Origin of the sequence: Glycomyces sambucus (assembly GCF_900102815.1) — a bacterium.
Taxonomy (GTDB): domain Bacteria; phylum Actinomycetota; class Actinomycetes; order Mycobacteriales; family Micromonosporaceae; genus Glycomyces; species Glycomyces sambucus.
In genome coordinates this window covers 357,754-373,526 of record NZ_FNGF01000006.1, presented here as the reverse complement: position 1 = coordinate 373,526, position 15,773 = coordinate 357,754, and the positions used below count along the sequence as shown (strand labels likewise).

At 69.3% G+C, this 15,773-nt stretch carries 9 protein-coding genes; 5 read left to right on the top strand and 4 right to left on the bottom strand.

The annotated features are described in order from the left end of the window. Positions 1–135 precede the first annotated feature (135 nt). Together BLS99_RS19550 and BLS99_RS27805 are read left to right on the top strand one after the other, a co-directional pair. The gene (locus BLS99_RS19550; RefSeq protein ID WP_143034876.1) at positions 136–7,161 is read left to right on the top strand and encodes an RHS repeat-associated core domain-containing protein; all 7,026 of its coding nucleotides are present in this window, start codon (positions 136–138) and stop codon (positions 7,159–7,161) included. Further along, positions 7,158–7,727 carry an SUKH-3 domain-containing protein gene (locus BLS99_RS27805; protein ID WP_091053384.1) on the top strand — a complete coding sequence of 190 codons (570 nt, stop codon included), beginning with the start codon at positions 7,158–7,160 and terminating at the stop codon, positions 7,725–7,727. Before BLS99_RS19550 ends, BLS99_RS27805 begins: the two co-directional genes overlap by 4 nt. Here the strand turns inward: BLS99_RS27805 and BLS99_RS19540 are convergent. The 3 genes from BLS99_RS19540 to BLS99_RS19530 form a co-directional block, all read right to left on the bottom strand. Beyond that, on the bottom strand, positions 7,636–8,733 hold the full coding sequence (locus tag BLS99_RS19540; protein ID WP_091053383.1) for an ARPP-2 domain-containing protein: 1,098 nt from the start codon (positions 8,731–8,733) through the stop codon (positions 7,636–7,638). The genes BLS99_RS27805 and BLS99_RS19540 overlap by 92 nt on opposite strands. Continuing rightward, positions 8,721–10,169, bottom strand: coding sequence for a hypothetical protein (locus BLS99_RS19535; protein WP_091053382.1), 1,449 nt, complete (start codon positions 10,167–10,169; stop codon positions 8,721–8,723). The genes BLS99_RS19540 and BLS99_RS19535 overlap by 13 nt, the downstream gene beginning before the upstream one ends. A gap of 216 nt (positions 10,170–10,385) precedes the next feature. Beyond that, on the bottom strand, positions 10,386–11,567 hold the full coding sequence (locus BLS99_RS19530; protein WP_091053381.1) for a homogentisate 1,2-dioxygenase: 1,182 nt from the start codon (positions 11,565–11,567) through the stop codon (positions 10,386–10,388). 178 nt (positions 11,568–11,745) lie between these two features. Here BLS99_RS19530 and BLS99_RS19525 point away from each other — a divergent pair, with 178 nt between their 5' ends. From BLS99_RS19525 to BLS99_RS19515, 3 genes are all read left to right on the top strand, one after another. After that, entirely contained in the window at positions 11,746–12,534 is a 789-nt protein-coding gene (locus BLS99_RS19525) for a hypothetical protein (RefSeq protein WP_091053380.1), read from the top strand. Continuing rightward, positions 12,531–13,754, top strand: coding sequence for a fumarylacetoacetase (fahA, locus tag BLS99_RS19520; RefSeq protein WP_091053379.1), 1,224 nt, complete (start codon positions 12,531–12,533; stop codon positions 13,752–13,754). Before BLS99_RS19525 ends, fahA begins: the two co-directional genes overlap by 4 nt. A 144-nt stretch (positions 13,755–13,898) precedes the next feature. After that, positions 13,899–15,146: an amidohydrolase gene (locus tag BLS99_RS19515; RefSeq protein ID WP_091053378.1), complete on the top strand. Its 1,248-nt coding sequence runs from the start codon at positions 13,899–13,901 to the stop codon at positions 15,144–15,146. 13 nt (positions 15,147–15,159) lie between these two features. On the opposite strand, the gene BLS99_RS19510 is transcribed toward BLS99_RS19515, so the two are convergent. After that, complete coding sequence (locus tag BLS99_RS19510) at positions 15,160–15,654, bottom strand: Lrp/AsnC family transcriptional regulator (protein WP_091053377.1); 495 nt, start codon at positions 15,652–15,654, stop codon at positions 15,160–15,162. Between the last annotated feature and the right edge of the window lie 119 nt (positions 15,655–15,773).

The following is a 15,773-nucleotide window of genomic DNA, read 5'->3' as shown; positions in this document are numbered from 1 at the left end:
CTGTTGCCGAAGGACAGACGATGTCCCGGCATATGGGTAGATCCGGGGATGCGCCCGAAGAGTCGTTGATGTTCTGTAGTCGTTCTGATACAGTCTCGCCCGAAACAACTTCATGTACCCCCTTGGAGACCCCCTGTGGACGACGCCCCGCGCACGCCCTCCCCCTCGAAGCCCCTCGACAGGCACGTCCGACCGCGGTCCACGGCAGCGCCTGCGCTGGAGATGCCGTGGCGGCCTTCCACGAAGACGCTGGTCAAACGCGGTATCGTCTTCGGTGCGATCGCGGCGCTCGTCACCGGGTTCCTCATGTGGGTGGGCATCTGGGAACCGGACTACCGTCCAGAGGCGATCGACCAGGAGTCGTCGGTCCCCGGTTCCGACTTCGAGCCCGACGATGTCGAACTGCCCGAAGACGACACTCAGGGCCTCGCACTCGAAGGCGATCAAAGCGTCGCGTTCCCCGATCTCTCATCGGCCGAAGTAGAGCTTCAATCCGGCGAAACGGTTGAAATCGAGTCATTGGGCGTCGCCCTCGCTCCCGCCGGCGAGCACCCGCCCGCCAGCGTTGCGATCGCACTCCGCGACGCGTCGGCGACCGACGGCCTCCATTGGGACATCGAGCGGACCGACGGTTCCGGCGAAGCCGGGGCCGTCGCCGTCACCTTCGACTACTCCGGCTACCGCAACGCCGGCGGCGCCGACTGGGACGACCGCCTCAAGCTCTACGGCGCCGACGGCACCGAGATCCCCGCGACCCACAACGCGGTCGACGGCACCCTCACCGCCCAGATCCCCCTGGCCCCTGGCCGCTCCGGCGGCGGCTACGCCCCCCTCGCCACGACCGCGGACGACGCCGGCCACGCCCAGACCGGCACCGCGTCGGCCTCGGTCACCATGGCCGCCTCCGCCTCAGGCGACAACGGCACGTTCGCCGCCACCAGCCTCGCCCCGTCCTCGACCTGGTCGGCAGGCAACCCGACCGGCGACTTCGCTTGGTCCTACCCGATCGACACCCCCTCGTCCGCAGGCGGACTCGACCCCTCGATCGCCTTCGCGTACTCGTCCTCCGCCGTCGACGGCCGCAACGAGTCCACCAACAACCAGCCGTCCACCATCGGTGAAGGGTTCTCCTTCGACCCCGGCTACATCGAGCGGAACTACACCGCCTGCCAGATGGACGACGAGGACGGCGCCAACAACCCGCCCGAAGCCGAGACCGGCGGCGACCAGTGCTGGCGCACCGACAACGCCGTGCTCTCCCTCAACGGCTCCGGCGGCGAACTCGTCCGCGACGACGACACCGGCACCTGGAAGATCAAGAACGACGACGCCTCGAAGGTCGAGAAGCTCTCCGGCGCGAACAACGGCGACGACAACGGTGAGTACTGGAAGGTCACCACCGGCGCGGGCATCCAGTACTTCTTCGGCCTCAACCGCCTGCCCGGCTTCGGGACCGGCGACGCCGAGACCGAGTCGACCTCCACCGTCCCCGTCTTCGGCAACCACGACGACGAGCCCTGCAACGCCACCGCCTTCGAGGACTCCTCGTGCCAGCAGGCGTGGCGCTGGCGCCTCGACTGGGTCGTGGACACCCACGGCAACGCCATGGCGTACTTCTACGACGGCGAGACCAACCACTACCTGCGCAACCTCGACGAGGACGACCCGGTCGAGTACGACCGCGGCGCCAACCTGAGCCGCGTCCACTACGGCCTGCGCAGCGCCGACGCCTACGCCCAGGCGACCAACCGCGTCGTCTTCGACTTCGCCGACCGCTGCCTCGCGGATGCGGCCTGCGACTACGACCACCCCGAGAACTGGCCCGACGTCCCCCTCGACCAGTACTGCGACGGCACCGCCGGCGACTGCGAGGGCATCTACTCGCCGACGTTCTTCACCGACCAGCGCCTGTCCTCGGTGACCACGCAGGTCTACACCGGAGGGACCTGGAAGGGCGTCGACCAGTGGTCGCTGGCCCAGTCCTGGCCCGACCCGGGCGACTCGACCCGCGCCGGCCTGTGGCTCGACGGCATCACCCGCACCGGCCTCGCCGGCGCCGAGCCGATCGCGCTGCCGGAGATCACGTTCGACGGCGTCCAGCTCTACAACCGCGTCCAGAAGACTCTGGACACCAAGGCGCCCATGAACTGGTTCCGGATCTCCGCGATCCGCAACGGCACCGGCGGCGTCACCACGGTCAACTACACCGACACCGACTGCGACGCCAAGACCGGCGACATGCCCTCCAGCCCGGAGGACAACGACCGGCTGTGCATGCCGGTCGTCACCACCCTCGCCGAGGACAACGACGGTGTCACCGAGTACGACTGGTACCACAAGTACCTGGTCACTGAAGTGGCCGAGATCGACACCACCGGCGGATCCCCGCCGGTCACTACCGCCTACGAGTACGTGGGCACACCCGCTTGGCGCTTCACCGACGACGACGGCTTGACCGACCCCGATTACAAGACCTGGTCGATGTACCGGGGTTATTCGAAGGTCCGGACGATCACCGGCGACGGCTCGGACGAGAAGCTCGTCACCGAGACCAGCTACTTCCGCGGCCTGGACGGGCAGAAACTCCCCGACGGCACCACGACCTCTGTGACGGTCGACGGCGTTACCGACCACGACGAGTTCGCAGGGCGTCCTCGTACCGAGACCACGCTGCTCGACGGCGAAGTCCTGTCGGAGCGGACCCATACGCCTTGGCGGTCCTCGCCGACCGCGACACGAGTCCGGGACTGGGGGACCGTGTACGCGCGGCACACCGGCACCAGCCGCGTGGAGGAGACGGCACTGCTCTCCGACGGCTCGTCGCGAACTGTGGCCACGGAGACCCACTACGACGCCTGGGGCATGGTGAAGTCCACTGACTCACTCGGCGATGTGGCGGTCGAAGGGGACGAGAAGTGCACCACGGTGACGTACGCGCGCAACCAGACAGCCTGGCTCGTCAGGTTCCCGGTGCGCACCGAGACGGTGTCGGTCGACTGCGACACCGACCCGTCGTACCCCGATGACCTCATCTCTGACGAGCGTGTCTACTACGACTACGCCACGGCTCACACGACCGCCCCCACCAAGGGCGACATCACGAAGACCGAGACCGCCGATTCGTACGTCGGCGGCGCGCCGCAGTACCTGACCACCGGATCGATCACCGTCGACGGCTACGGCCGGGGCGTGACCTCGACCGACGTCGACGGCAACGTCACCACCACCGCCTACACCCCGGCCACCGGCGGGCCGGTCACCGAGATCCTGACCACCAACGCGCTGGACCACACCAGCAGGCAGATCCTCGACCCGCTGCGCGGCGACGTCCTCCAGTCGTTCGACGCGAACGACAACATGACCGAGATGGAGTACGACGCCCTCGGTCGCATCGTCGCCGGCTGGACTCCCGATCGAACCCGGGCCGACGACTACGATCCGGCCGCGGAGTTCGAGTACCTCATCTCCGATGACGAGGCCAGTGCCACGATCACGCGCGGTATCAACGCCAACAACACCTACACCACCACGATCGAGCTGTTCGACGGGCTGATGCGCTCGCGGCAGACACAGATCCCGGCCCCTGACGGCGGGCGCATCCTGTCCGACACCGTCTACGACACGCGCGGTCTCGTCCACAAGCAGTACAGCGCCTACTACAACGAGGACCCGCCCTCGACCGACCAGTTCGAGGCGTCGGACAACGACATTCCCGGAATGACCGTCTACGAGTACGACTCGGCCGGACGCGTGACTGCGGAGGTCTTCTCCTCGCACGGCATCGAGCAGTACCGCACGACCAAGGTCTACGACGGCGAAGCGGTCACTGCGATCGACGCCGACGGTCGAGCGGCGACTTCGATCACCGACGCTGCGGGCAACATCGTCGAAGTCCGCAACCTCGATACCACGGACCCTGCGGGCGCTCACGACTCGATCTTCTACGAGTACGACCACGCCGACCGCCTTGTGTCGATGACCGACCCCGGCGGCAGCGAGTGGACGTACGAGTACGACCTCCTCGGCCGCCAGACCGCGATGAACGACCCCGACACCGGCCGTACCGAGACCACGTACTTCGACAACGGCCTGGTCGAGTCCACGACCGACGAGCGCGACGAGAGCATCTGGTACGAGTACGACGAACTCGGCCGTGTCATATACGTCATGCGGGACGACTTCTACGGCGATCTCCTCGAGGCGTACGAATACGACCTCTTCGGAGACGGGCTCCCCGCCACGACCTCGTCCTGGGACGAGGACGGCAATCTCTACAAGACCCGCGTGCTCGGTTACGACGACGCGAGCCGGCCGGTCGGCATCCGCTACACGCTCGACGGCGACTTCGGCGGCCTCGACCGCTCCTTCGACTTCCGGTACACCTACAACCGGGACGGCTCTGTAGCCCAGGTGACCTACCCGTCGGCCGGCGGGCTCGCCGCCGAAGAGGTCGTCACCACCTACTCCGACCTCGGCCTGCCTCAGACGACCTACTCGCCGCGGCAGTGGTACGTCTCCGACTCGACGTACACCAAGTTCGCCGAGATCGCCCAGCTGACCATGGACCCCGACGGCCCGAACGTGGCCGACGCTCCGGTCGCCTGGCAGGCTTACACGTATGAGGACGGCACCCGCCGGGTCTCCGGCTCGTCCTTCGAGATCTCGACCGGACCTGACCACCTGATCAGCGACCTGTCGTACGGCTACACCGACGGCGGCATGGTCACCTCGGTCGACAACCAGTCCGATCTCGGTGCCGACACCCAGTGCTTCGCCTACGACTACCTGAAGCGGATCACCGACGCTTGGACCGGGTCGGCGCCCGCAGCATGCGAATCCGAACCGACCGACACCGACGCCGTGGGCGGCGCCGCCCCGTACTGGCAGTCGTGGACGTTCGACGAGGACGGCAACCGCGACACCCAGGTCGACCACCTCGCCGGTGAGACGATCGACTACACCTACGATCTTGCGCAGCCGCACACGCTCACCTCGTCGACCATCACCGACGACACCGGGGTCAAAACCCTGTCGTACGCCTACGACGGGACCGGGAACACCGTTTCGCGCCCCGATGCGAACGGCACCCTCCAGTCGCTGACCTGGTCGGTCGACGGGAAACTGGAGTCCACTGAGACCACCGGTGACGTCACTGACTACGACTACACCGCGGATGGCTCACGCATTTCCCGGACCGATCCGGACGGGACCATGACTGTCTTCCTGCCGGGCATGGAAGTGGTCAAGGCCCCGGACGGCTCGCTCAGCGCCTCGCGCTACTACGCGCACGGCGCCCAGCAGGTGGCCGTCCGCACCAACGACGACAACCTCACCTGGGTGGGCGCGGACCACCAGGGGACCTCGACCGCCATGGTCGACGCCGACACTCACGCGGTACAGGTCCGGTACTTCGACCCGTACGGCAACGAGCGCGGCAGCCCGGTGGCGACCTGGGTCGACGAGCACACATTCCTCGGGGCCACAGAGGACCCGTCCGGCCTGGTGCAGCTGGGAGCCAGATCGTACGACTCGCATCTGGGGCGGTTCATATCCGCGGACCCCGTACTGGTGGCCAGCGATTCCCAGCAGATGGGGGGCTACGCGTACGCGAACCATTCGCCGGTCACGTTCTCCGATCCGACGGGCGCCTGCTACGAGGGCTGGAACTACAACTACGACCCGTGCGCCGGCGAGCATTACGGTTCGCCCGGTTACGGCAAGGGCTACGGTGGGACTCCCGGGCAGGCGACCGGCGGCTGCTATGCCGGTCAGTGCGACGCGGAGGTCGGCGACGACGCCCCGAGTGAGGACGAGGTCAACGACGCCCAAGACGTGATGAACACGTCCATCGTCGACGTCGTCATCGACGTCGGCGCGGAGATCCTCCTCGATCTGATCGGCGTCAACGACATCATGTCCTGCGTTGGAGCGGGGGACATGTGGGCCTGCGCTTCGCTGCTCATGGACCTCATCCCGTGGGCGAAGGCCGCCAAGATGGCCGGGAAGCTCTTCAAGGCCGCGAAGAAGATCTACAACGCGGTGACGAGTTTCCAAGAAAAGCTGGACGCCGCGATGTCGACGCTGCGGCGATACGACGACGCGATGCAGGCGGCGATCGACAGAGCCAAGAAGAAGTTCGGCTTCACCAGCAGCGACGCACCGAGCTGCCCGATCGGCAACTCCTTCACTGACGACACAGAAGTCGTGATGGCGGACGGCTCCGCCAAGGCCATCGCGGACGTCGAAGCCGGCGACGAGGTCCTCGCGACCGATGAGATCACCGGCGAGACCTCGGCTCGCGAGGTCGCCGCCACCATCGAAGGCACTGGCGAGCGCGACCTGGTCGCGATCAGCGTCGACACCGATGGCGACACCGTCACCGACGACACGATCACGGCCACCGACGGCCACCCGATCTGGGTCGCAGACCCGGCCACGACGACGCAGGCGATCCTCGCGCACTCCAACGGCGACGACACTGCCTCGACGCCGACCGATCCCAGCGAGTCCGACGGCCTGACCGGCGCCGGAGCTGGAGGCCCGCCGGCCATCACCGACACCCTTCCGGGTCAATGGGTCGACGCCATCGACCTCAAGATCGGCCAGCTCCTCCGAACCAGCACCGGAACCTGGATCCAGGTCACGGCGCTTGAGACCCGCACCGAATTCACCACGGTCTACAACCTCACGGTCGCCGACCTCCACACCTTCTCGGTCACCGCCGCCGACACGGACTTTCTCACCCACAACTGCGGGGATGATGCACTCGATGCAGCCCAGCAGGCAGCAAATGAGGCGTCGTCGATCAGGCCCTCGGGTGCTCGACCGGCAGTTGCAGAAGGGCTTCAAGTCCCGGGGGGCTCTGTGTATTCAAGCACCAGCATCCGCGGATCGCTCGTCCGAGTGCACCCCGCAGTACAGGCGGTCCTTAACACGGTCCCGCCTGGTTCTCGCGGAGCCGGGCATGGCCAGTGCGGTCTTGTAGTCTGTCTTTCGCAGGCATTGTTCAATGGAGAAAGTCCAGTGGGTGGCAGTGCCGCAGCAGTGCTGATTCGTAGCAGCACGGACAATCCGAAACATGGGCACGGAATCGGGCCTTGTGGTAGTTGCGAAGCGTTGGTAGAGCACTTCGATCTAAGCTTCTTGACGGGGAAAAAATGACGAAATGGAGTGATGAGTCTTCAGAAATTCTCAGCTTGGGAGGATGGTTTCCTGGAAGAAGTATCGATATAACATGCTGGACTGACTGGCTTGAAGATTCGGGGTTTGTGATTCATGATCCATTCCGAAGTTTTATTGCCGAGTTCGGGGAAATCGAGATTGAACAGAGCGGTCCGGGGATTGCGTTCAGGCGCTCGACAGTCGAATTCGATCCGAGCTTGGCGCGCGGAGAAGAAGAGCGCTTTCTTGAGTGGAGCATGCAAGTCCACAAGCAGATTATCCCGATCGGGGAACTCGACCAAGGTCGCTATTTTTTGGGCCTTGATGAAGATTTCTCGTTCTATTTGGTGGTGGATTGGCTAGCGCGATTCGGTGCGGGAAAAGAGGGTCTGGACAATCTCCTCGGAGGAGGCGCTTTCGAAGTGCTTTACGATCAGTATCCCGCTCAGTTATCGGCTGTGAGCGCAATTCTAGTCATCGTGGAAAATTGTGGTCGGCCACGTCTTGGCGGAGCATCCAGTCGAGGTCGGAGTTGTGGAGGAGGGCGACCAGGGACGGCTTGGTGAGGTGGAGGGCTTCGGCGGTGTCGGCGAGGTGCCAGTCGTGGGTGCCGAGGGCTTCGAGGAGGCGGCCTCTTCGGACCTGGGTCTCGGAGAGGCGGAAGGACTGGAGGAACGCCGGGCGGCCCTGCGGGTCGAGGATCGCCTCGCCCACGTGGGTCTCGGTGCCGGTCTTGAAGGCGGGGCGGTATCGGACGAGGCGGAAGTCGGCCATCTTGTAGACGTCGGTGAAGTCGTAGTCGGGATCGAGGAGGCCGCCCGCGAGGGTGTCGTCGTGGAACGTCGACCAGGTGCGCTGGGCGGCTGCGGCTTCGATGCGGAGGTCCGACAGGGAACTGATGGTGCTGGTGTCGAGCTTCACCGCGTAGTCGGGTGCCGTGTCGTAGAGGACCGCATAGCGCCAGATGAGTTCGCTGTAGGAGTCCTCGATGAGGGTCGGGTGGAGCGCCCGGTAGTCGTCGGGGTGCGGGGTGATCAGGGCGCCCGAGAGGGCGTCGGCGACGTAGATGAGGACGCCGCACTGGCGGGGGTGGATCTCGAAGACGCGCAGCGCGTCGGCGAGGCCGTCGAGGAGGGTCCCGTAGTAGGTGCGGTCGGGCTGGGGGAGCAGGCCGCGGGTGAACGCGCGGCGGGACCAGTCGGGCCAGGCGATGACGGGGGCCTTGAAGGCGAGCGGGAGGTAGGTCTCCAGTGCCCCGCGGCGGGGGAGGAAGCGCACGCGGGTGCGGTGGCCGGTCTTGGACTTCGGGCGGCGGGAACCGCGCACTGTGGACGCGGGCATGCGCAGGGCGGTCCCGAGCTCGGGCACGCCCGCGCCGTCACCGGTCCACTCGGCGGTGAGGCCGTGCGGGACGTACCAGCAGTCGTCGGCGGGGTATCGCGGCTCGTCGAGCGCGCCGGGGTGCATGCGGAGTCCTTCGATGGGCTCGTCGCGCACGAGCGGGACGAGGCGGATCGCGCCCCAGACCTGTCCGGGGCGGGTCTCCAGGCCCGCGAACGTCAAGCGGCCCATGGTTCCTCCTCCAGCCAGCGCTCAACGCGGGCGTCGACGGCCGCCCGCAGTTCCTCGATGCCGGCGCGGCCGTCGTCGAAGCGTGCGAAGGCCATGAGTTCGGGCAGGTCCTCGGCGTCGCGGACGCCAGCGGTCGGGACGCTCGGGGCGAGGCGGCGCACGCCGATGCCGTCGGCGTCGAACACGGGGTTCAGGTGCACGATCGCGGTGCGCCGCTCGGGGTCGAGCCGCGTCGCCCACACGCGCAGTACCTCGGCGGCGAGGCCGGTGGGCGCGTTGTCCCAGCCGTCGGAGACGACCACGAGCGTGTCGGGCCGGGTCTCCAGGGCGTCCAGGATCCGGTCGCCGAGCGCCGTGACGCCGCGCGGCTCTGCGAGCAGCGCGTCCTCGTTACCGGACAGCCACAGCGGCCGGTACTCGCCCGCGAGCGCGTCGAGCAGGAAATGCGCTCCGAGGGCGACGACGAGCGGGCGGCGGCGCTTCTCGTTCGAGCCGCTTGAGGAGTACGAGTCGTCGAGGACCGCCGCGACCTTCCCCCAGGTCCGGGCCCGGTCCCCGGCGGCACGCAGCGCCGCGGCGCGCAAAGCGCCGGTCAGCTCCTCGCGGCGCTCCTCGCGTTCCTCAGTGGGGATCGCGAGGACGTACGCGGCGAGGCGGGTCAGCGGCATCCGCCCGAGCGCGGCCGCGTCCAGTGCGACCGCGGTGCCGCCGCTGCGCTGGAGCCGCAGGCGTTCGTTCCGGGTCAGGTTCGGCGCGATCTGCTCCAGGAACACCTGCCGCGGGATGCCGCGCTCCGCGGAGAATCCCTCGGCCACGGTGTACGGCAGCTCGAACACCGCGGACCGGTCGAAGTGGGCCCGCCGCCAGGTCTCGAACAGCGGCACCCGGTACCGCCCGGTCGCCATGGGCGCGAACAGGAACGAGGCGAGCTCGGCGCCCGCGTCGCCGGGGAGCCCGTCGAGGTCGAGGTGCGCGTGGAGGGCCGCCCGCTTGAACGCGCCGCGGTACTTCACCGCCTCGAAGCCGAGATCGGGCCGGGCCGTGAGCCATTCGCGCATGACCGCGCGGGTGCGCCGGTTGTTGACCTTCGCCTTCGCCAGGGCCGTGAACAGCCGGTACACGCGGTTCACCGGCAGCTCCCGCAGGACGCGGCGGATCAGCCGCCCCTCGGTCCGTCGCTGCTCAGGGGTCGCGTCGGCCCCGGACTGGAGCAGCCGCAGCACGATCCGCGCCTTGTTGCGGTCGTTGATCCCGAGCGCGAGCGCCGCCGCGTACAGGTCGCGGTAGTTCACCAGCATGTACTCGTGGAGGAAGTCCACCGACCACTCCTGCCGCGCCCTCCCGGTGTGGAACTCGTCCTGCCCGGTGGCGGCGACGGCGGCGTTGACGAACAGCAGCACGTCCTCGGCGGCGACGAGATCGGCGACGGACTCCATGGGGGCCTTCACAAGTGGAGGGGAAGCGGGGTGCCGACCGGGGAGCGGGCGGCGCGATGGCGAAAGAACGCTCACAAAACGAATCCGGTAATCGCACCTGAGTCCCGCGGTCGGCCCGTCCAATGTAGCGGCCCGCCGCCCCAGAGCGCGAGGGGAATTCGATCAACGCACGGAAAACGGGGCCGCCCTCTCAGGCGGCCCCGTCACCGGGAGTGCCTATGCCGGATCGCGGTTCCACGTCCAGGCGTAGTTCGTGTCCTCCACGTCCAAGGCCGGCTCGCACAGCTCCAAGGGCCGGAACGTGTCGACCATGACCGCCAGCTCGTCGAAGGACTCCGCCCCGATCGAGCGCTCGGCGGCACCGGGCTGCGGCCCGTGCGTGAACCCGGACGGGTGCAGCGAGATCGAGCCCTGCTCGATCCCCGATCCGCGCCGCGCCTCGTAGTTCCCGCCGCAGTAGAACATCACCTCGTCGGAGTCGACGTTGTGGTGGTTGTACGGCACCGGGATCGCGTCCGGGTGGTAGTCCACCTTGCGCGGCACGAAGTTGCAGACCACGAAGTTCGGGCCCTGGAACACCTGGTGCGCGGGCGGCGGCTGGTGGATGCGCCCGGTGATCGGCTCGTAGTCGTGGATCGAGAACACCCACGGGTACAGGCAGCCGTCCCAGCCGGCCACGTCGAACGGGTGGTGCGCGTACGTGAACTTCGTCCACAGCGTGGCCGACCCGCGGCCGCGGTGCTGCACGTACACGTCGACGTCCTCGTCCTCGACCAGCAGCGGCTCCTCGGGCCCGCGGATGTCGCGCTCGCAGTACGGCGAGTGCTCCAGGAACTGCCCGCGCACCGACAGGTACCGCTTGGGCGGGGTGATGTGCCCGGTGGACTCGACCACGAGGGTCCGCAGCGGCTCGTCCCCTTGCGGGAGCACGCGGTAGATCGTGGACATCGGCATGATGAGGTAGTCGCCCTGCCCGACGTCGAGCGCCCCGAACGAGGTCTCCACGCGGGCCGCGCCGGACTCGACGTAGATGCACTCGTCGCCGATGGCGTTGCGGTACAGGGGCGAGGGCCTGTCGGCGACCGCGTACGAGATCCGCACGTCCGCATTGGACAGCAGGTGGTTCCGCCCGAAGACCGCGTCCCCGGCGGCGTCGAGCTTGTGGGTGCGGAAGTGGCGGGGCTTGAGCGGGTGGTTGGGGGCCGGCTCGACGCGCTCGGGGCGGTGCTCGGTGCTGGCGCTGATCGCGGTGGGACGGAAGCGGTGGTACAGGAGCGAGGAGTCCGAGGAGAAGCCCTCCTGGCCCATCAGCTCCTCGGAGTACAGGCTCCCGTCGGCCTGTCGGAACTGCGTGTGTCGCTTGTCGGGGATCTGCCCGACCGAACGGTAGAACGGCACGACGACTCCTTTGTCGGATCGGACGTCGGCAGTGGGTGTCGCCGCCGTCGCGGATATGCCCCGAGGATAGCCCTCCCGGGTCCCGGATTCGAGCGGTCCGCGCACCGGCGGGCACCGACCGCGCACGGCGTGCGCGGACCACTGGACCCGCGAGCGCGCCGCACTCTAGGCTTCGGGCATGAATGGAGCGATCCCCGCGATGCTGCGGGGCCTGATCGACGACGCGGCGCTCTTCCCACCAGGAAACGCGCCCCTCGAAGCCGCCGTCCCCGCCCACCGCGGGTACCGGCAGTCCTGGTACGAGCCCCTGGTGGGCCCGCTCCTCGTCCCGCAGAGCCGCCTCGGCGACCTCGAGCCCGGACGCGGCGAGCTGCGGATCGGCGTGGTCGTCGACGGCGACCTCGACGCGCTCCCGGCCGCGGTCGCCGCCCTCGGGCCGCAGGTCACCGTGACCCACTACGAGTCGCGCCACGCCCTCGACCGCCTCACCGAGCACCTGGCGGGGAAGGCCGTGTTCGCGGAGATCCCCTTCGGCGACGCCGCGCTCGACGCCGTCCGCCCCACCGGGTTCACCCCGAAGTTCCGCACCGGCGGCCTCGCCGCGGAGTTCTTCCCCGCGCCCGAGACCCTGGCCGCCGCGATCCACGGGTGCCGCCGCCGCGGCATGCGGTTCAAGCTCACCGCGGGCCTGCACCGCGCGGTCCGCCGCACCGACCCCGCCACCGGTTTCACGCACCACGGCTTCCTCAACGTGCTCCTCGCCGCCGACGAGGCCCAGAACGGTGCCGGCGTCGACGAGATCGCGGCGACCCTCGCGTCCACCGACACCGAGGGCCTGGCCGCGCGCACCGCGAAGCTCCTGGGCCGCCCGCGCGCCCTGTGGACCGGCTTCGGCTCGTGCAGCATCGACGAACCGCTCACCGACCTCACCGACCTGGGACTGCTGACACGAGGAGACCGCGCATGACCGCCACCACCTGGGTCGAAGGCGCCGACGCCGGCCCGTACGGCCTCGCCCACCTGCCCTACGGCGTCTTCTCGACCCGCAAGGACCCGGCCCCGCGCATCGGGGTCCGCATCGGCGACCAGGTCCTCGACCTGCGCGCGCTCGCCACCGGCACGTTCTTTTTGCCGTGGATCCGGCCCGCGTTCCACGACGGCGCCCTGAACGCGTTCCTCGCGATGGGCCCGCCCGCGTGGCGCCTCGTCCGCCACCAGCTCACCGAGCTCCTGGCCGACCGCCGCCACCAGGACCAGTCCGCGACGCTGCTCACCCCGGTCGCCAAGGCCCGCATGCACCTGCCGTTCCACGTCGCCGACTACGTGGACTTCTACGCCTCCGAGCACCACGCCACGAACCTCGGCCGCCTCTTCCGGCCCGACTCGGAGCCCCTGCTGCCCAACTGGAAGCACCTCCCGGTCGGCTACCACGGCCGCGCCGGCACCGTCGTCCCCTCCGGGACGCCCGTCGTCCGCCCGAGGGGCCAGCGCAAGACCCCCGACGGTCCGATCGAGTTCGGCCCCAGCGCCCGCCTCGACATCGAGGCCGAAGTGGGCTTCGTCGTCGGCGTCGGCACCGACCTCGGCACCCCGGTGAACCCGGACGACTTCGCCGAGCACGTCTTCGGCGCGGTCCTGGTCAACGACTGGTCCGCGCGCGACATCCAGGCGTGGGAGTACGTGCCGCTCGGCCCGTTCCTCGGCAAGTCCTTCGCGACCTCGATCGGCCACTGGGTGACCCCGCTCGACGCGCTGGCGGCCGCGAAGGCCGCCGCCCCCGTGCAGGACCCGGCCCCGCTCGGCTACCTCCAGGAGACCGAGCGGTTCGGATACGACCTGTCGATGTCGGTGCGCTGGAACGGCACCGAGGTCGCCCGCCCGCCGTTCGCGGGCATGTACTGGACCCCCGCGCAGATGCTCGCGCACATGACCGTCAACGGCGCGTCGCTGCGCACCGGCGACCTGTTCGCCTCCGGCACCGTCTCGGGCGGGGGCGCCGACGAGCGCGGGTCGTTCATCGAGCTCACGTGGGGCGGCCGGGAGCCGGTCCGGGTGGGGGACGGGGAGTCCCGCACGTTCCTGGAGGACGGCGACACGGTCACGATCGGGGCCACCGCGCCCGGCCCGGACGGCGCGGTCATCGGCCTCGGCGAGGTCACCGGGACGATCCTGCCCGCGGTTGAATGATGCGGCTGAGTGACGCGGTTGAATGGCGTGGTCGAGTGACACGGTTGCATGACACGGTTGCATGACGCATTCGACTGACGCCGTTCCAGCCGCTCCCGCCGCCGATCCGGGTATATTCCGGCGCAACGGGACGAAGGGGGCGCCATGGCCGGGGACGTACTCGACGAGGACACGCGCGCGGCGCTCGCGGACTTCTACCGCGACCTGCACGAGCATCCCGAGCTGTCGCTCCAGGAGCACCGGACGGCCGCGAAGGCCGCCGAGGCCCTGACCGCGGCGGGCTTCGCGACGACCGAGGGCGTCGGCGGCACCGGTGTCGTCGGCGTCCTCGCGAACGGCGAGGGCCCGGTGGTCATGCTCCGCGCCGACTTCGACGCGCTCCCGGTCGAGGAGAAGACCGGCCTGCCGTACGCGAGCACCGTGCGCGCCACCGACGCGGACGGGCGGGACGTGCCGGTGATGCACGCGTGCGGGCACGACATGCACGCCACCTGCCTCGCCGGGGCCGCCGCGTACCTCGCCCGCACCGCCGACCGCTGGTCGGGCACGCTCCTGGTCGTCTTCCAGCCCGCCGAGGAGCTGGCGCGCGGCGCGGCGGACATGGTCGCGGACGGCCTGTTCACGCGCTTCCCCAAGCCGGACATCGTGCTCGGCCAGCACGTGGCCCCGCTCCCGGCCGGGTTCGTGGGCCACGCGAGCGGCCCGGTCATGGCCGCCTCCGACACCGCCGCCGTCGTCATCCACGGCCAGGGCGGGCACGGCTCCCGGCCCGAGGCCGCGATCGACCCGGTCCTCATCGCCGCGAGCACCGTGGTGCGCCTCCAGGGGATCGTCGCCCGCGAGGTGCCCCCGGCCGAGGCCGCGGTGGTCACCGTCGGCCGCCTCCAGGCCGGCACCAAGGACAACATCATCCCCGACACCGCCGAACTCGGCATCAACGTGCGCAGCTACGACGCGCGGGTCCGCGACCGGGTGCGGGCCGCGATCGAGCGGATCGTGAACGCCGAGTCCGAGGCCGGCGCGGCCCCGCGCCCGCCCGAGACCACCTGGACCCACAGCGCCCCGCTCCTGGTGAGCGACCCTGACGCGACGGCGGTGACCGTGGCGGCCTTCAAGGAGCACTTCGGGGAGCAGCGGCTGCTGCCGATGCCGCTCGTGGCCGCGAGCGAGGACGTCGGCGCCTTCGGCGAGGCGGCGGGCGCGCCCACGGTCTTCTGGTTCTGGGGCGGCCTCGACCAGGCGACCGCGATCGCGGCGTTCCAGTCGGGGGACGTGGACGCGCTGCCGGGCAACCACTCGCCGCACTTCGCGCCCGAGATCGAGCCGACGCTCTCCACGGGCGTCGAGGCGCTGGTGGTCGCCGCGCGGCTCTGGCTCGCCGAGCGGGTCTGAATCCGGGCGGGCCCTAGGACCCGCCCGAGAGCCCCGCGGCCTCGTCGACCAGCGGCAGCGTGCGGTGGGGGATCTGCTCGGCCAGGGCGATCACCGTCGTCGCCCGCAGGACCCCCTCGCTCGCGAGGACCCGGTCGATGACCCCCTGGAGTTCGGCGTTGGTGCGCGCGACGATCCGGCACAGCATGTCCCCGGCGCCGGTGACCGTGTGCGCCTCCAGGACCTCCGGGATGCGCGCGAGGCGCTGCGCCATCGGCCCGTGCCCGACCGCCTGGCGCAGTTCGAGGGTCACGAACGCCGTCACCGGGTAGCCGAGGGCCGCCGGATCGACCCGGGGCCCGAACCCGCGCACGACCCCCCGGGCCATGAGCTTGTCGAGCCGCGCCTGGACCGTCCCGCGCGCGACCCCCAGGCGCCGCGCGCATTCGAGGACCCCGATGCGCGGTTCGGCCTCCAGGAGCCCGATGAGCTTGGCGTCCAGGGCGTCGATCCCCGTTCCACTGGTCATATCGCCCAGTGTATGCCCCCTCCGGCTAGCACATCTGCACAAGTTGACCAGCTTTCACGGAACTGCTTGCCCACTCCCGCGATGTGAACAATGATCAAGGCCACAAGGGGTCACCGCCC

Excerpts from the sequence above, each read along its gene's own strand:
- BLS99_RS19540 (WP_091053383.1), bottom strand. The coding sequence starts at position 8,733 with ATGGGCCGCTTGACGTTCGCGGGCCTGGAGACCCGCCCCGGACAGGTC.
- fahA (WP_091053379.1), top strand. The coding sequence starts at position 12,531 with ATGACCGCCACCACCTGGGTCGAAGGCGCCGACGCCGGCCCGTACGGC.
- BLS99_RS19515 (WP_091053378.1), top strand. The coding sequence starts at position 13,899 with ATGGCCGGGGACGTACTCGACGAGGACACGCGCGCGGCGCTCGCGGAC.
- BLS99_RS19535 (WP_091053382.1), bottom strand. The coding sequence starts at position 10,169 with ATGGAGTCCGTCGCCGATCTCGTCGCCGCCGAGGACGTGCTGCTGTTC.
- BLS99_RS27805 (WP_091053384.1), top strand. The coding sequence starts at position 7,158 with ATGACGAAATGGAGTGATGAGTCTTCAGAAATTCTCAGCTTGGGAGGA.
- BLS99_RS19525 (WP_091053380.1), top strand. The coding sequence starts at position 11,746 with ATGAATGGAGCGATCCCCGCGATGCTGCGGGGCCTGATCGACGACGCG.
- BLS99_RS19510 (WP_091053377.1), bottom strand. The coding sequence starts at position 15,654 with ATGACCAGTGGAACGGGGATCGACGCCCTGGACGCCAAGCTCATCGGG.